We start from the raw sequence: 17,028 nt of genomic DNA on the forward strand, positions 1-17,028 counted from the left end.
CCCCCCCCCCCCCCCCCCCCCCCCCCCCCCCCCCCCCCCCCCCCCCCCCCCCCCCCCCCCCCCCCCCCCCCCCCCCCCCCGATTGTGGGAGCGGCGTAACCCGCGAAGCAGATGGTTCCCAATGCAGTAAAAATCCCAAGCACTCCAGCACACTGGGCTTCGCGGCCCACACCGCTCCCACAAAAAAACACCAACACGCCCTGCGATCAGCACCACGCATCGCCCCGGACTTCCCAGCCTTGTGAATTTGCGCTGCAATAACGCAAACGAACAGATGGAAGCTCGATGCGCTATCAAGGCCGGCTGCAGGATTGGAACGATGACAAGGGCTTCGGTTTCGTATTACCCAACGGTGGCGGTGATCGGGCCTTCGTCCACATCAAGGCCTTCGAGCAGCGCAGCCAGCGGCCCTCCAATGGGATGCTGATCAACTACGCAGTACGCAAAGATGATCGCGGTCGCCTCAATGCGATTGCCATACGCTCGGCAACCACTTCCAAAACCACTGCGGCAAAACCAAAACGCGTCCCGATCACAGCTCGCCTGCCACATATCCTGCTTGGTGTTGCCGCCCTGCTCTGCATGTTCGGCTTATGGATAGCCAAGCTGGTACCGGACTGGACCTTGCCCGTGATTGGCGGCATGAGCATCGTTGCACTTGGCTTCTACCTGCACGACAAGGGCGCAGCGACCCGCGGCCAACAACGCACTGCGGAAAATACCTTGCATCTGATTGCCCTGCTCGGCGGCTGGCCTGGCGCGCTCATCGGCCAGGGCCTGTTCCGTCACAAGACCAGCAAGACCAGTTTCCAGATTGTCTTCTGGTTGACGGTTGTGCTCAACGTCGCCGCGGTTTGGCTCATGGCCAGCGGCAAGCTGAGCCTTCCGCTATAACCCCAGCCGCGTGGCAGCCACGCAGCCCGGGCAAGCGCAGCGCACCCGGGGCTCCCGCCCGTCACGCTTGAATCCACCAGAACCCCAGCCCGAGCGTGCGCTGCGCTTAACCGGGCCAAGCATTGTGTGCGCCTGGGCTTGTCGCTGATTGATGCCGCACTCCGGCAGTGGTGTGCCCCACCATCACCCCAGCCTCTGCCATGACCAAGCCCCCTGCCCGCTGAGAACAGTGCGGATCAGAATCTACTGCTTTCCGCCCAGCAACCACCTGCTACACCACCGCATTGGTGCCGGTGGCTTATCATTTGCCTTTCTCCAGCACCAGCACGGCATCATGGATCGAGCCCGTACGCAGTCCACCTTCCGCAACGTTTGTCTGCGGCTTGTCGCTCTCAGCTTTTTCTCGCTGATCGGTCTTCAAAGCGCCTTCGCGCAGACCGCCCGCAAGCCTTCGCCCTACGAATACCGGCCTGACGTCGCCGCGCCCGCAACCAATAGCAGCCAGGCCCCGGCGCATCTGCCGCGCATTGGCAGCCGCGATGACTTCATGCGCCTTGCCCGGGTTTACAACCCCGGTACGCCGCTGGAAATGCCGCACCTGATCTTCACCATCGATCGGCGTGACCCTGTCCGCATCTACTACATCAATACACCTCGCTTCGAGCTGCATGAGAACTTCGTGCGCCGCGAGCGGCTCGTCGCGCAGCTGGACAAAGCCACGCTCAACGCGCAGTACAAGGACCCGCAACGACGTTTCCTGTTCGGCACGGTGAGTTGGCAACGTGACCTGCCCGGCTATACCTATGAGTTCTGGGAAGGTGACCAGCTCACACCCGCACTGCTCAGGCAGACCGACCAGTTGGTGCGCGGATCGTTCTACGAGGCAATCCGCTTCAAGACCAATTCCACCCTGCACGAACAAACCGCACGCACAGCCGGGCTCCCCTTCATCACCCAGGAAGCACTGCTGCGTGAGCAATCCTTCCTGCCATTGAACGCAGGCATTGCACAGGGCCGCTTGCGCATCGTCCGCTCGGTCGAGCAGGCCAGCGATCTATCGCCACAGGATATCGTGGTACTGGATGATGTCCCGATCTCGCTATCACCGGTCGCAGGTCTGGTTGCCCAGCGACCATCGACGCTGCTGTCGCACGTCAATCTGCTGGCCAAGGGCTGGCGTATCCCCAACGTCTATGTCCGCGACGCGCAGGCTGCATTGCGCGTCTACGACGGACAGTGGGTCGAACTGGAAGTCACCAATAACAATTACAAGGTGCGCCCGGCCCTGCGCCCGGCATCATCGCCATCCCGAACCACGCAGGCTTCCGTGCGCAACCTGCCTCGGCCCGACCTGTCGGTGACCGCGCTGAAGCCACTGTCAGCCCTGCGCGCCAGGGACAGCAGCCATTGCGGGGTCAAGGCCGCGAACCTGGGTACCTTGAGATCCGCGTTGCCGCCGTCGGCCCGGGTTCCCGATGGTTTCTGCGTTCCCTTCTCGCACTATCAATCCGCAATGCAGAAACTGCGCATCGGCGAGCGACTGGCGGCACTGCAACAGCGCCCCGGCTTCGCCACCGATGCCAATGTCCGTCGCGAGGCACTCACCGCGCTGCGCGCCGAGATCGCCAATGCCACACCGGATCCGGCGCTGGTCCGCAACCTGCAGTCACAGTGGCAAGGCCAGCTGCAGGGCCGCGGTGTATTCGTGCGCAGCTCCTCCAACTCCGAAGACCTGCCCAACTTCAGCGGTGCCGGCCTGTATACGACGGTACCCAATGTGATTGCTGCTGATGCACTGGTGCGTGCGGTGCAGACGGTCTGGGCATCGGTCTATAACTTCGAAGCTTACGAAGCCCGCAGTGCCGCTGGCCTGCGCCAGGATGCGGTTGCAATGTCGGTGCTGGTGCAACTGGCAGCCCCGTCGGACAGCTCCGGGGTGATGATCACCCGCGATCCGTTTGACGCAGGTCGCCGCCATATCACCTATATCTCGGCCAAACGCGGGCTCGGCATCCGCGTGGTGGAAGGCAAGCGACAGGCCGAGCAGGTGATGTACTCGAACTGGTCAAAGGCCGTGCAGGTACTCAGCCGCTCCGCCGAAGACACCCAACTGGTCGCCAATGCCAGCGGTGGCGTGCGCGAAGTGCCGCTCACTGGTTCACGCCAGGTGCTGACCGACAGCTTGATCGCGCGGCTGGCCGCGGTTGGTGGCCGTACCAAACAAGCCCTGGGCGGGGTCGACCAGGACATCGAGTGGGCTGTGGTGGGCAATGACATCATCATCCTGCAATCACGACCTTATGTGGATGGCAGCAACCGTTGATAGTCGAACGGCTCCCTGCCGGCAGCATCACCGTCCCACTTCATCCAACGGGAGGATCCATGGACAAGATCGACCTGAAGAACCAGTTCAAGCAGCTCTACAAACCCTCGGCCAAGGATGTAGCCGAGGTGGATGTGCCTGCCTTCAATTTTCTTATGATTGATGGCGCCGGCAATCCAAATACGTCGCAGGAGTACAAGCAAGCAGTGGAGGCACTGTTCTCCGTCGCCTACACCATCAAGTTCGCACTGAAGAAAGCCGGGCGCCTGGACTATGCCGTGATGCCGCTGGAGGGTCTGTGGTGGGCAGATGACATGGCGAGCTTCCAGCGCGATGAGAAGCAGCACTGGCGGTGGACCATGATGATCATGCAGCCAGCGCAAGTCAGCGCCCAGGATGTGGATGCCGCGATCACCAGCGCGCTGAAGAAGAAGCCACTGCCCGGCCTGTCAAAGCTGCGCTTTGAGTACTTCCATGAGGGCCGCTGCGCGCAGCTGTTGCATATTGGTCCGTTTGCCAATGAAGGCCCGAACATCCAACGCGTGCACGACTTCATCGGCGAACGCTCTGCATTGCGCGGCAAGCACCACGAGATCTACCTGAGTGACATCAGAAGGGCCGCTCCAGAGAAGTGGAAGACCATCATCCGCCAGCCCATGCAATGATGTCGCGGCGATGATCAACCCAGCCTTCAGCCCGTCAGACAGGAGCTCCGCATGACTTTCTGGTTGGTCGCAATTGCAGCCAGCGTCGGCCTTGGGATGGCCGCAGGCGCACTCTGCCGTCGTGCCTGGCTTGCGGTTCTGCTTGCCGCCCTGCTCGGCGGCCTGCTCGCCCCGTATCTGGGGCTGCGCTTTGTCTGGGACGTTACAGGTCACCACGACGCACAGGATGGGTTGGCCTTCCTGTTCGGCCCGATGATCACCGTGCCTGTGGCCAGCATCGTTGCCTACTGCTTCAGGCGCTGGCGGCAACGGAAACCAGGCTGATCACGCGCGCCATCGCGCCCCCGCCACGATAACGCTGGAGCCGGGCCACGCCCGGCTCCAAATTGCTTAGTGCAGGACCAACTGCCCCTGCTGCAGCCGATACTCACGCTGCACCACGCCTTCCGGCAGGCGGTCATGGGTAATCATCAACAGGCTGCGCTGGCCCAGTGCCGCCGCCAGATCGATCAGCAACGCATGCGCCGTGTCCACGTCCAGACCTTCGGTCGGCTCATCCAGCACCATGATCGGTGCATTGCGCAGCAACGCCCGCGCCAAGGCCAAACGGCGCGCCTGCCCGGCCGACATGGTGGCGCCGTTCTCGCCAACCCATGCATCCAACCCGCCCTGTTGCTGCGCCCACTCGTTCAAGCGCACCTGTGCCAACACCGCCCACAGGGTCTCGTCACTGGCCTGCGGATCGCCCAGCCGCAGGTTCTCGGCAATGCTGCCGGCGAACACCGGTGCGCCCTGCGGCAACCAGGCGATCTGGCGGTACCAATCGTCCTGGGCAAACTCGCGCAGATCGACGCCGCCGAAGCGCACCGCGCCTTGCTGCGGATCCCATAACCGCAGCAGCAACGCCGACAACGTCGTCTTGCCGCAACCGCTGTCACCGCGGATCGCGATGCGATCACCCGCTGCGAGCCGCAGGTCCACCCCATCAAGCAGATTCCGTGTCTCGCCCGGCCAGGCAAACACCACCTGTTCGAAGCTGACGGTGGCATCGCCTACCGGCACAGCACGCGGCTGCGCCGGCTCCTGCACCGCAGACGGTTGGTCGACGATCTGCCGCAGCCGTTTGCCTGCGACCCGCGCCGCCTGCAACGCCTGCCACGCAATACCGCTGCCCGCTGCCACTTCCAACAGCGCGACGGTCAGGAAGATCAGGGTTGCAGCGAAGTGCGCCTCCACCTTGCCAGCCTGGAAGGCCGACAAAGCCAACCACAGCATCGCCACCAGACCGAGTCCAGCAATACTGGAATGCAAGACGTTGCCGGCGATCAGGCGCCCGCGACGTCGTTGATCGCTGCGCGCCAGTTGCTGCGCAGCGGCGTCAACACGCAGTGCCCAATCGTCGCGGGCATCCAGCGCGGTGAGATCAGCAGCGCCTTCCAGCCCTTCAAACGCCAACGTGCGCAGGCTGGCATGCTGCTGCGCACGCTCGGCCTCGAACGCATCGCCGCGACGCACCGCAAACACCGGCACGCCAACCCCGACCAGCACCGCCAGCAGCAGCAACAGCACGGCCGCCGGCCAATGGATCAAGCCAGCGGCCAGTACCGTCGCCAAGGCAATGCCGGCCAGGGCCAACAAGGGGCTGATGGCACGGACCATCAAGCCATCGACTTCACCGATATCGGTGATCAGTCGCGCCAACAGTTCGCCGGTGCGACTGCTACCCAAACGTGCTGGCGCCAGTGGCAACGCACGCTGGAAGAACCAAACCCGCAGGTCACGGGCGATGCGCAGGGTTGCGTCGTGGCCGACCAGCTTTTCGAAATAGCGCGAGACGATGCGCGCCATCGTCAACGCGCGGATGCCGGCCGACGGTGAGAAGAAGTTGAAGGTGGCGCCCATACCCAAGGCACCGGCCAGCGCCGCGGCGGTAAGGAAGCCACCGGACAGACCCAGCAGAGCAACACCAGCAAGCATGGTGGTGAACAGCAGCACGGTCGCCAAGGTCAGACGCCAGCGGTGGCGCTTGAATACATCACGCATCGTCAGCGCGCTCATGCGTGCTCTCCCTGTACTTCACGTTGCATGATGTGCTGCAGGTCGATGACGTTGTCGGCCCAGCGCATTGCCGCCTCACTGTGGGTCGCCATCAGCACGGTGCGGCCACGCGTATGCGCAGCCAGCGCCTGCAGCAGATCGGCTTCGGTCTGCGGATCAAGGAAGGCCGTGGGCTCATCCAGCAGGAACAGGTCCGGCTCCAGCAACAGCAACCGCGCCAGGCCTATCCGCCGTGCTTCGCCACCGGACAGGCCGAACCCGCGTTCGCCAATCACCGTATCCAGGCCCAGCGGCAGATGCTGGGCAAAGCGCATGATCTGCGCGACCTCGGCCACAGCCTGCAGGCGCGCAGCACTGACTGCCGGATCGGCCAGGCGCAGGTTGTCGGCAATCGTTCCGTGGAACAGGTACGGACGCTGCCCGGCATACGCGATGCGCACACCGTCGCGGACCACGATACGACCTTCGTGCGGCGGCAGCCAACCAGCAAGGGCTTCCAGCAAGGTGCTCTTGCCGCTGCCGCTTGGCCCAATCAGCGCCAGCCGCTGACCGTCACCGATCTCCAGCGAAAAGTCGTTCAACACATCGTGGGCGGCGCCTTGCGGACGCAGCCTGACGCTGCGGACCGAAACCAGCGACGCATGCAGCTGCGCCGGCTCTGGCGCTACCAACGGCGCCGCGATCGCGCCAACCGACGCAGCTTCCTGATCATCGGCCAGCAGTCGTTCCACCTCGGCAGCAGCAGCCAGGGCATTGGCGCGGTCGTGGTAATGCGCGGCCAGACGCCGCAGCGGCGCATAGAACTCCGGCGCCAGCAGCAGGCAGAACATGCCGGTACCCAAGGTCGGCACCACCGAATGCAGCGACATCAGGCCCAGATAGCTCAAACCCAAGTACAAGGCCACCATCGCCACGCTGACCGAGGCGAAGAATTCCAGCACCGTGGAGGACAGGAAGGCGATGCGCAGCACCTTCATGGTGCGCTCGCGCACGCCATCAGCGGCGGCGGCAACCCCTTCCAGCTCGGCTTCACCGCGCCCGTACAGACGTAACAGACCCAAGCCCTTGATGCGATCGGCAAAGTGGCCACTCATCCGCGCCAACTCGCCCAGCTGTGCCCGACCGGCGGCCTCGGCGCCCCAGCCGACCAGCATCATGAAGAACGGCACCAGCGGCGCGGTGAAGATGAAGATCAACGCCACCACCCAGTCCACATAGGCCACAGCGGCGGCAATCAGCAGCGGCACCACCACCACTTCCACCCGCACCGGCTGGAAACCCGCGTAATAACCCTCGATCGCGTCGCCATGTGACAGCAGCAGTTCGCCCAGCTCCCCCGTGCGCTGACGGCGCAACCACAACGGCCCGCGCGCCAGCAAACGCCGGTAAACCTGCTCACGCAGGGCCAGCTTGGCGGTATCGGCCACCTTGCCGGCGGCGGTCTGCGCGACACCCCCGAGCAGGCTGCGCGCCAGTAGAACTACTGCCAATATCCAGAAACCGTGAATTACCTGTACCCAATTCAGCTGCTTCACGACTATGCTCTGGATCAGCCAGGCAATTGCGCCAGCCTGCACGATCAGCAGCGCACCTGAAGTACAGACGGCCAAGGCCGCCAAACGCTGCTGCGAGCGGGCGCCGGACGCCAAGGCCGCCAGCCATTGCTGTTGCTGGCGACGTTGCTGCTGCACCGCGTTGGAATGTGGAACTTCGCTCAAGACTGACAACTCAGGTGAAGGAGAACCAAGTGATTGTAAGCAAGCCGTACCCAGCCTGCCGGCCCTGCACGATCGGCGTTGGACAGCCAGCCCACATTGATCCAGATCAAGGCATTGGCAGGCCTGAACGGGGAGTATCGCTGCCATAGAACCCCTCCCAGCCACTCCATGACGCCCAATTCCCACGAGGTAGCCAGGCCATGATCGACTCAACAGTCGTAGAACTGTCACGTCTACAGTTCGCGCTGACCGCGATGTATCACTTCATTTTCGTCCCGCTCACGCTGGGTCTCTCTTTCATGATCGCGATCATGGAGAGCGTCTATGTGATGACCGGCAAGGATGTCTGGCGCCGGATGACCCTGTTCTGGGGCGTGCTGTTCGGCATCAACTTCGCCATGGGTGTGGGTACCGGCATCGTGATGGAATTCCAGTTCGGCATGAACTGGTCCTATTACAGCCACTACGTAGGTGACATCTTCGGTGCGCCGCTGGCCATCGAGGGCTTGATGGCGTTCTTCCTGGAAGCGACCTTCATCGGCCTGTTCTTCTTCGGCTGGGGCCGTTTGTCCAAGGTGCAGCATCTGACCGTGACCTGGCTGATGGCGCTGGGTACCAACCTGTCGGCGCTGTGGATCCTGATCGCCAATGGCTGGATGCAGTACCCGGTGGGTGCCGTGTTCAACCCTGAAACGATGCGCATGGAAATCGTCGATTTCGCGGCCGTGCTGCTGAACCCGGTCGCCCAGGCCAAGTTCGTGCATACCGTTTCGGCCGGTTATGTGGCCGGTGCGATGTTCGTGATGTCGATCTCGGCCTTCTTCATGCTGCGCGGCAAGCACCGTGACATCGCCCGCCGCTCGTTCGCGGTGGCCTCGGCGTTCGGCCTGCTGGCCTCCATCTCGGTTGCCGTGCTGGGTGATGAATCCGGTTACGCCACGGCCGAAAACCAGAAGATGAAGCTGGCTGCCATCGAAGGCATGTGGCATACCCACCCGGCCCCGGCCCCGTTCACTGCGTTCGGCATTCCGAACCAGAAGGAACAGCGCAACGACTTCGAAGTGCAGATTCCGTACGTGATGGGCCTGATCGCCACCCGTTCGCTGGACGAGGAGATCCCGGGCATCCTGGACCTGGTCAAGCAGGCCGAAGGGCGCGTCAAGGGCGGCCAGATCGCCTACGCCGCGCTTGAGCGCATCCGCGCCGACAAGAATGACGTTGAAGCCCGCGAGGTCTTTGACCGCCATTGGCAGGACCTGGGCCACGGCCTGCTGCTGAAGCGTTACCGCGACGACATCGAGAACGCCACGCCCGAGCAGATCGCACAGGCTGCGCTGGATACGGTACCGACGGTAGGCCCGCTGTTCTGGACCTTCCGCGTCATGGTTGGCCTTGGCATCTACATGATCGGCTTCTTCGCCCTGGCCTTCTACTACTCCTGCCGCAACAACTTCGAGCACAAGCGTACCTTCCTGCGGGTTGCCCTGTGGTCGCTGCCAGCACCGTGGATCGCCATCGAATGCGGCTGGTTCATCGCCGAATACGGCCGTCAGCCGTGGGCTGTTGATGGCGTGCTGCCGACGTTCTATGCCGCTTCCGGCCTGGCCGTCTACGAAATCCTGGCGACGCTGGTCGGCTTCACCGCGCTGTACACGGTGCTGCTGGTCATCGAAGTCAAGCTGATGCTCAAGGCCATCCGCAAGGGCCCGGACGACATCCTGCCCTCGCTGCAGCAGTCGGCCGTCGCAACCAACCACGCCAATGCCGCCGGCAACGGCCAGGCATAAGGCAGGAGAACACACATGGAATTCATTCTTCTGGACTACACGACGCTACGCGTGATCTGGTGGCTGCTGCTTGGCGTGCTGCTGATCGGCTTCGCGGTGATGGACGGTTTCGATCTTGGCGTTGGCACCTTGCTGCCGTTCGTGGCCAAGACCGATGAAGAGCGCCGCCTGGTGATCAACACCATCGGCCCGGTGTGGGAAGGCAACCAGGTGTGGCTGGTGCTCGGTGGCGGCGCGATCTTCGCCGCCTGGCCGCCGCTGTATGCGGTGAGCTTCTCCGGCTTCTACCTGGCGATGTTCCTGATCCTGTTCGCCCTGATCCTGCGCCCGGTCGGCTTCAAGTACCGCGGCAAGATGCCCAGCCAGCGCTGGCGCAACAACTGGGACAAGGCGCTGTTCATCGGCGGCTTCATCCCGGCGCTGATCATGGGTGTGGCGGTTGGCAACGTGCTGCTTGGCGTGCCGTACCACTTCGATGACACCCAGCGCGTGTTCTACACCGGCAACCTGCTTGGCCTGTTGACCCCGTTCGCCCTGCTGGCTGGCCTGGTCAGCGTGGCGATGCTGGTCTCGCACGGTGCGGCAATGCTGGTACTCAAGACCAGCGGCCCGGTCGCCGAGCGTTCGGCAAAGATCGGCAGCATCGCCGCCATCGCCTCGTTCGTGCTGTTCGCCCTGGCTGGCGCCTGGGTTGCCTTCGGCCTGCCGGGCTACCAGATCACCTCGCAGGTGGTGACCGATGGTGCCAGCAATCCACTGTTGAAGACCGCTGAGTTCTCCGCCGCTGGCGGCTGGCTGCACAACTACAGCTCCATGCCGGCCACGATCCTGGCGCCGGTGGTGGGCCTGCTGGGCGCGCTGGCCAGCGCGGTGCTGCTGCGCAAGCGTCGTGGCGGCCTGGCCTTCATCGCCTCGGGCGCCTCCATTGCCGGCATCATCTTCACCGTCGGCTTTGCGATCTTCCCGTTCCTGCTGCCCTCTTCCACCAGCCCGGGCTCCAGCCTGACGCTGTGGGATGCTTCCTCCAGCCACCTGACGCTGTGGGTGATGCTGCTGGCCACCGTGATCTTCCTGCCGATCATCATCGCCTACACCACCTGGGTGTACCGCGTACTGAAGGGCAAGACCACGCTGGAAGAAATGGGTGAAAACCCGAACGCCTACTGATCCGCAACGACAACATCAAGGAGACAACTCATGTGGTATTTCGCTTGGATTCTGGGTGCTGGCCTCGCTGCGACGGTCGCCATCCTCAACGGCATGTGGTTTGAAGCGCGCGAAGCCAACAAGATCGATGCAAAGCGCTGAAAAAACTGCGTGAAGGTATTGCCAAAACGCCGGACTGAGCGTATCTTTCCGGCTCCCTTCGCGGGGTGTAGCTCAGTCTGGTAGAGCGCTACGTTCGGGACGTAGAGGTCGCAGGTTCGAATCCTGTCTCCCCGACCAAAGGGTCGGAAAAAGCCTGGAATGACGGCAACGTCCTCCAGGCTTTTTATTCGCCGATACATGGTTGTCGGCAGCCAACGCACCACGCCTTGCAGGCAGCGCTGGCTGAACAAAAGAACTTGCAGGGCGCGAGGTTCACCGCTATCATAGGCGGCTCCTTCGGGGTGTAGCTCAGTCTGGTAGAGCGCTACGTTCGGGACGTAGAGGTCGCAGGTTCGAATCCTGTCTCCCCGACCAATTTGACAAAAGCCGGCCTCTGGTCGGCTTTTGTTTTTGGTGGGTTTCAAACGACGCCACCCACCGCGTCGGAGTAAGCAATGTCCACGCCCGCCCAGTCCCCCATCCGGCACCCCCTGCTCAAGGGCCGCCTGCTGGCATTTGCCGCCATCGTCCTGGTCGCCGCCAACCTGCGCAGCGCAGTCACCTCGCTGACGCCACTGCTGGACCGGCTCGGCCACGTCTTCGACTTCGGCAGCACCATGACCGGCGTGCTTGGCATGATGCCGACCGCTGCCTTTGCCGTGTTCGGCCTGGCCACGCCACGCATCACCCGCGCCATCGGCCTGGAACGCACCGCCGTGCTGACCATGGTGCTGGCCACCATAGGCCTGCTGCTGCGCGCCTTCGCCAACGATGTCGGCATGCTGCTGCTCGGTTCAGCCGTCGCCCTGGCCGGCATGGGCATGGGCAACGTGGTGGTGCCGCCGTTGGTGAAGCGCTATTTCGCCGACCGCGTAGGCACGCTGAGTACGGTCTATATCTCGGTGCTGCAGGCCGGCACGATGGTGCCTGCATTGTTGGCGGTACCGGTGGCCGATCAGTTCGACTGGCGCATCTCGCTGGGCATGTGGTCGATGCTGTCGGTGGCTGCATTGCTGCCGTGGATCCTGCTGGCACGCAGCGCCCCGCGCGTGGAGGCTGCCGTCACCAGCAGCGAACATGCACCTGGTCGCGTCTGGAAGACACAATTGGGCTGGGGCATGGCGCTGATGTTTGGCATGACCTCGCTGGGCACGTATTCCCTGTTCACCTGGTTGCCCAAAGTGATGGTGGAAGCAGGCGCCAGTGAGTCCTTCGGCGGCGTCATGGTGGCGGTGTATTCGGCAATTGGCTTGTTGCCCTCGTTGCTGGTGCCGGCATTGGCAGTGCGCATGCGCAACCCCTTCCCGATTGCGGTGATAGTGTTTGTGTTGAACATGATCGCCTTCGCCGGCCTGCTATGGGCACCGATGAGCGCACCGCTGCTATGGGCAGTCATCGCGGGTCTTGGTCCGTCTACCTTCCCGCTCGGCCTGACCTTGATCAACCTGCGCACCCGCAGCCAAGCTGGTTCGGCAGCACTGTCCGGCTTCATGCAAGGCGTGGGATACAGCCTGGCCAGCCTCGGCCCGCTGTTGTTCGGTTGGCTGCATGGCATGAGCGACGGCTGGGCATGGTCGTTTGCCTTCCTCGCCTGTTGCTCGGGCGTACTGCTGACTGGCGCTTGGTTTGCCTGTAAACCGCAGCAACTGGAAGATCACTGGAAGTAAGCCGCAGTTGATACAGAAAAGCCGCCGATGTGAATCGGCGGCTTTTTCGTACTTGAGCAAGCAACGCAGCCCGGCACCGGCGGCTGACCGGATCTTGTAGGAGCGGCGTAAGCCGCGAAGCCGACGGTATTGGAAGGGCCGGAGCTTTGTGCACGCCGAAGCAGTGGGTGCTTCACGGCTTACCCGGGCTACAACGGTTGCTTGCCACGATTAATTCAACGGATGCCTCACCTGGCCTTCGCCGCGCACCACGAAGCGCTCCACCGTCAACGCTTCCAGGCCCATCGGACCATAGGAATGCAGGCGCGTGGTGGAAATCCCGATCTCCGCACCCAGGCCGAGTTCACCGCCATCAGAGAAACGCGAGGACGCGTTGACCATCACCACCGCCGAGCGCAGTGCGCGCACGAAGGCTTCGCCGTGGGCCGGATTACCGGTAGCAATGACTTCGGTGTGATCCGAGGTATAGGTCTGGATATGCGCAATGGCGGCAGCCATGTCAGGCACCACTCGGATTGCGAGGATCAGATCGAGATACTCGGCGGCGTAGTCGTCTTCCGTCGCCGGCACGATGTCCGCCACCAACGCCTGGGTCGCCGTATCGCCACGCAGCTCGACACCGCGCTCGCGCAGCGCAGCCGCCGCCAGCGGCAGGAACTGCGGCGCGATCGCCTCGTGGACCAGCAAGGTCTCCAGCGAGTTGCAGGCGGATGGCCGTGAAGCCTTGCCGTCGATCAGCAGATCCACTGCCAACTGCAAATCAGCTGTGTCATCGACAAACAGATGGCAGACGCCCTTGTAGTGCTTGATCACCGGCACCCGCGCATGCTCGGCGACGAAGCGGATCAGGCCTTCACCGCCACGCGGAATGGCCAGATCGATGATGTCGTTGAGCTGCAGCAACTCCAGCATGGTCTCGCGGCGCAGGTCTTCGACCAGCGTGAGTGCCGCATCCGGCAAACCCGCATCGCGCAATGCACGCTTGAGGCTGGCGGCAATCGCAGTATTGGAATGGATGGCTTCGGAGCCACCACGCAGGATCACGCCATTGCCAGCCTTGATGCACAGCGCTGCGGCATCGGCAGTCACATTGGGCCGCGCTTCGTAGATCATCGCGATCACACCCAGTGGCACCCGCACCTTCTGCACGCGGATGCCATTGGGTCGGTCATAGTCGCGAGTAACCTCGCCCACCGGGTCGGGCAAGGCAGCGACTTCACGCAGCGCATCGGCAACACCGCGCAGACGCTCCGGGTTCAAAGCCAGGCGATCCAGCATTGCCGAACCCACACCCTTGTCGCGTGCTGCCTGCAGATCGCGTGCGTTGGCAGCGAGGATGCTGCCAGCATCGGCCTCCAACGCTGCAGCCATCGAGCTCAGAAGCGCGCTGCGGGCAGCGCTGGAAAGCAGGCCCAACTGCTGCGCGGCATCACGGCACTGCAATGCCAGGGTGCGGATATCACTCATGTTCTGACCTGCCGGTAATCAAAGGGAAACTCACAGCAACACCAGGTCATCGCGATGGACCACGTTGTCGCCGTAGTTGTAGCCAAGGATGGATTCGATCTCGCGGGTGTGATGTTGGCTGATGCGGCGGATGTCCACGGCCGAATACTGGCTGACACCACGCGCAACGCGCTGCTGTCCCTGCGGATCAAACAAGCGCACCTCCACCATGTCACCACGGCGGAACTCGCCTTCCGCCCCAACCACACCGCCGGGCAGCAGTGAGGCGCCTTTGTCGCGCAGCGCACGTGCGGCGCCGGCGTCGATCAGGATCGCACCCGGCTCCAGTGGCGCGTGTTTCAGCCAATACTTGCGCGCGGCGATACGCGACTGGCCAGCATGCAGGCGGGTTCCATGCAACCTGCCCTGTGCCAAACCGCGCACAACGTCGCCGCTGCGGCCATTGAACAAGTAGGTATCAATGCCGGCTGCACCGGCCTTGGCCGCGGCCTGCAGCTTGGTGTGCATGCCACCGGTGCCAACCGCGCTGCCACTACCGCCGGCCATGGCCAGGATCTCCGCGGTAAGCACGGTGACTTCGTTGATCGGTTGCGCATCAGGACAACTGCGCGGATCGGCGGTGTACAGGCCATCGATGTCGGTGGCGATGAACAAGGCATCGGCATCGACCAGCGCGGCGACGATGGCGGCGAGGTTGTCGTTGTCGCCGAGCTTGAGCTCATCCACCGACACGGTGTCGTTTTCGTTGACGACCGGCAGCGCGCCGAGCGCCAGCAGCTCGTTGAGCGTTGCCCGCGCATTGAGGTAGCGCCGGCGGTTGCGCAGATCATCGTGGGTGAGCAGCACCTGTGCCACCGGACGTTCGAAGAAGCGCTGCCATAGCCCGATCAACTGCGCCTGGCCCAACGCGGCCAGCGCCTGCCGCGCAGCCATTGCCGTCCCCGCCTCTGCTGCCTTGGGCACGATGGCGCGCCCGGCGGCGACTGCGCCGGAGGAGACAATCACTACTTCGCGGCCGGCGAGCACATTGGCCGAGACGAACTGCGCCAGACCGAGTGCGAAGCGCGGGGTCAGACCACCACCATCGGCGGCCAGCAGACTGCTGCCGACCTTGAGGACGGCGCGACGCCACTGCGGCAACGCTTGCTCGGCAAAGGGTGAGAGCGAGGTCTGGATCATGGGATCAGCGGGTATTCCACTCGTGGATGGTCAGCTCGGAGCTGCCATGGATGGCCAAGGGGTCGGTCGCGACAATGGCCTTGGCAGCTTCGAGTGTTTCGATGTTCTTCAGCACATACGCGCCGCCGGTGCCGTCGCTGAAACCTCCGGTCAGGTGCAGCTGATCATCGGCGCTGAGCGCATCGAGGAAGGCCTTGTGTGGGGCGATCACCGCGTCGTCGAACGACGGCTTGCGCATCGCCAATACCAGATAGAGTTTCATTGCATTCTCCTTTAGCTGCGTATGACACCACGCCGAAGCTGAAGCTGGCGCGATTGCTTTCGCTTGGAACTTGCTGTGGCTATGGCTATGGCTATTGCTGTGGCTTTGGCCGTCCCTTCTCCCGCCTGCGGGAGAAGGTGCCCGAAGGGCGGATGAGGGGGCTTTTGACTTTATCCAGCTAGAAGCTCCCCTCACCCCAACCCCCGCTCCGCGCCCCGGCCCTTGCGCAGGCGCAAGGGCGTTCAACAGGGCACGAACCGGTGGTTCGTAAACGCACCTCTTTCACCCCGCAGGCGGGAGAGGGGCTTAAGCCGGAGCAAAAACAAACACGGGCGCCTCTCGACGCCCGTATCCAGCCATCAGCCCTACAACGCGCTCCAGCGCGCACCGAGCTCATCCAGCCTGAGATCCGCCGCAGCGCCGGGCGACACCCGCGCCGCCAGACTGCCTTCGGGCGTGCGCCCCCGCCCCGCCGTATCCGCTGCCTCTGCTGCCGCCTTGTAAGCATCACGGAATGGCACACCCGCCACCGCGGCTTCCACCGCAACGTCGGTCGCATACATGCCTGAATCAATCGCTGCGCGGATGTTGTCATCGCGCCAATCCAGGTTCGACAGCAAGGCCGGCAGCAGTTCCAGCGCTGCGAGTCCACGCCCAAAGCCATGCACGATTGCGCCCTTGGAGTTCTGCAGGTCACGCTGGTAACCAGACGGCAGCGACAGCAGCTGCTCGATCTCGGTGCGCGCGGCGGCAATGCTGGCATGAGTGGCGCGCATCAATTCGATCACGTCCGGGTTGCGCTTGTTCGGCATGATCGAGCTGCCGGTGGTGTACTGCGCCGGCAATGCCACGAACGCGAACTCACCGGTGGTGAACAAGGACAGATCCCAGGCGATACGACGCAGGTCCAGCGTCGCGCCGCCCAGCGCTTCCAATGCCGCCAACTCGAACTTGCCACGCGAGAGCTGCGCGTAGATCGGGCTGATCTGCATGCGCGAGAAGCCCAGCGCTGCGGTGGTGTGCTCGCGATCGAGCGGCAGGTTGACGCCGTAACCGGCGGCCGTACCCAGCGGATTGGTGTCGATCAGCGCGCGCGTGTCGCGGGCACGGATCGCATTGTCGATGAAGGCTTCGGCCCAGCCCGCCCACCACATCCCCGCCGAGGACACCACGGCGCGCTGGATGTGGGTATAGCCCGGCAACGGCTGCAGCTGTTCAGCGGCAGCGCGGTCCAGCGCAACCCTGGCAACGTCGGTGCTGATCTGCGCAACACGCTCCAGCTTGTCCTTCAGCCACAGGCGGGTAGCGACCAGGATCTGATCGTTGCGGCTGCGACCGGTGTGGATCTTGCGGCCGGCATCGCCCAGACGCTCGGTCAGGCGCGCCTCGATGGCCGAATGGCAATCCTCGTACTGCTCGTCCAGCACGAAGGCACCACTGCGGAAATCCTCGGCCAGAATCGCCAGCTCACGCTTCAGCGCTTCCAGCTCGTCGGCGCTGAGGATGCCGATATGCTGCAGACCTTCGGCATGCGCGGTACTGGCCTGGATGTCGTGCAGGAAGAACTCGCGGTCCAGGATGACGTCGTCACCGGCCAGGAAGGTCTGGATCTTCGCGTCAACCGCAACGCCGGGTTTCTGCCAAAGCAAGTTAGTCATGTCTATCTCTCTAAATGCAGCTGTGTAGGAGCGGCGTAAGCC

14 protein-coding genes and 2 tRNA genes are annotated in these 17,028 nt (G+C 63.5%); 10 read left to right on the forward strand and 6 right to left on the reverse strand.

Features of this window, described 5'->3' with window-relative positions; translation table 11 throughout:
* The first annotated feature begins 285 nt into the window (after positions 1 to 285).
* From ACVOLV_RS08370 to ACVOLV_RS08385, 4 genes are all read left to right on the forward strand, one after another.
* A complete protein-coding gene (locus ACVOLV_RS08370; RefSeq protein ID WP_481553978.1) occupies positions 286 to 894 on the forward strand; it encodes a DUF1294 domain-containing protein in 609 nt (202 codons plus the stop codon).
* A gap of 334 nt (positions 895 to 1,228) precedes the next feature.
* On the forward strand, positions 1,229 to 3,217 hold the full coding sequence (locus ACVOLV_RS08375) for a PEP/pyruvate-binding domain-containing protein (protein ID WP_481553979.1): 1,989 nt from the start codon (positions 1,229 to 1,231) through the stop codon (positions 3,215 to 3,217).
* A gap of 59 nt (positions 3,218 to 3,276) precedes the next feature.
* Entirely contained in the window at positions 3,277 to 3,882 is a 606-nt protein-coding gene (locus ACVOLV_RS08380) for a GyrI-like domain-containing protein (RefSeq protein ID WP_481553980.1), read from the forward strand.
* 51 nt (positions 3,883 to 3,933) lie between these two features.
* A complete protein-coding gene (locus ACVOLV_RS08385) occupies positions 3,934 to 4,206 on the forward strand; it encodes a hypothetical protein (protein ID WP_481553981.1) in 273 nt (90 codons plus the stop codon).
* 66 nt (positions 4,207 to 4,272) lie between these two features.
* On the opposite strand, the gene cydC is transcribed toward ACVOLV_RS08385, so the two are convergent.
* Both cydC and cydD read right to left on the reverse strand, forming a co-directional pair.
* On the reverse strand, positions 4,273 to 5,940 hold the full coding sequence (gene cydC, locus ACVOLV_RS08390; protein WP_481553982.1) for a thiol reductant ABC exporter subunit CydC: 1,668 nt from the start codon (positions 5,938 to 5,940) through the stop codon (positions 4,273 to 4,275).
* Positions 5,937 to 7,667 (reverse strand): thiol reductant ABC exporter subunit CydD, encoded by a 1,731-nt coding sequence (gene cydD, locus ACVOLV_RS08395; RefSeq protein WP_481553983.1) that lies wholly within the window; start codon positions 7,665 to 7,667, stop codon positions 5,937 to 5,939. The genes cydC and cydD overlap by 4 nt, the downstream gene beginning before the upstream one ends.
* A gap of 191 nt (positions 7,668 to 7,858) precedes the next feature.
* Here cydD and ACVOLV_RS08400 point away from each other — a divergent pair, with 191 nt between their 5' ends.
* From ACVOLV_RS08400 to ACVOLV_RS08425, 6 genes are all read left to right on the forward strand, one after another.
* The gene (locus ACVOLV_RS08400) at positions 7,859 to 9,445 is read left to right on the forward strand and encodes a cytochrome ubiquinol oxidase subunit I (protein ID WP_481553984.1); all 1,587 of its coding nucleotides are present in this window, start codon (positions 7,859 to 7,861) and stop codon (positions 9,443 to 9,445) included.
* Positions 9,446 to 9,460: 15 nt separating this feature from the next.
* Positions 9,461 to 10,612, forward strand: coding sequence for a cytochrome d ubiquinol oxidase subunit II (cydB, locus tag ACVOLV_RS08405; RefSeq protein WP_481553985.1), 1,152 nt, complete (start codon positions 9,461 to 9,463; stop codon positions 10,610 to 10,612).
* A 30-nt stretch (positions 10,613 to 10,642) separates the two neighbouring features.
* Complete coding sequence (gene cydX / locus ACVOLV_RS08410) at positions 10,643 to 10,753, forward strand: cytochrome bd-I oxidase subunit CydX (RefSeq protein ID WP_282269734.1); 111 nt, start codon at positions 10,643 to 10,645, stop codon at positions 10,751 to 10,753.
* Positions 10,754 to 10,814: 61 nt separating this feature from the next.
* Positions 10,815 to 10,891: transfer RNA gene (locus ACVOLV_RS08415), tRNA-Pro, on the forward strand.
* Positions 10,892 to 11,051: 160 nt separating this feature from the next.
* Positions 11,052 to 11,128, forward strand: a tRNA-Pro gene (locus ACVOLV_RS08420).
* Positions 11,129 to 11,208: 80 nt separating this feature from the next.
* Positions 11,209 to 12,420, forward strand: coding sequence for a CynX/NimT family MFS transporter (locus tag ACVOLV_RS08425; RefSeq protein ID WP_481553986.1), 1,212 nt, complete (start codon positions 11,209 to 11,211; stop codon positions 12,418 to 12,420).
* 210 nt (positions 12,421 to 12,630) lie between these two features.
* Here the strand turns inward: ACVOLV_RS08425 and ACVOLV_RS08430 are convergent, their stop codons facing one another.
* The 4 genes from ACVOLV_RS08430 to argH all read right to left on the reverse strand — a co-directional run bounded on the left by ACVOLV_RS08430 (position 12,631) and on the right by argH (position 16,986).
* The gene (locus ACVOLV_RS08430) at positions 12,631 to 13,887 is read right to left on the reverse strand and encodes a glutamate-5-semialdehyde dehydrogenase (RefSeq protein WP_481553987.1); all 1,257 of its coding nucleotides are present in this window, start codon (positions 13,885 to 13,887) and stop codon (positions 12,631 to 12,633) included.
* A 30-nt stretch (positions 13,888 to 13,917) separates the two neighbouring features.
* Positions 13,918 to 15,066 carry a glutamate 5-kinase gene (proB, locus tag ACVOLV_RS08435; RefSeq protein ID WP_481553988.1) on the reverse strand — a complete coding sequence of 383 codons (1,149 nt, stop codon included), beginning with the start codon at positions 15,064 to 15,066 and terminating at the stop codon, positions 13,918 to 13,920.
* Positions 15,067 to 15,070: 4 nt separating this feature from the next.
* Positions 15,071 to 15,328: a YciI family protein gene (locus ACVOLV_RS08440; protein WP_481553989.1), complete on the reverse strand. Its 258-nt coding sequence runs from the start codon at positions 15,326 to 15,328 to the stop codon at positions 15,071 to 15,073.
* Positions 15,329 to 15,693: 365 nt separating this feature from the next.
* Complete coding sequence (argH, locus tag ACVOLV_RS08445; RefSeq protein WP_481553990.1) at positions 15,694 to 16,986, reverse strand: argininosuccinate lyase; 1,293 nt, start codon at positions 16,984 to 16,986, stop codon at positions 15,694 to 15,696.
* Positions 16,987 to 17,028: the final 42 nt, after the last annotated feature.

This window comes from Stenotrophomonas sp. STEN023, assembly GCF_056760135.1.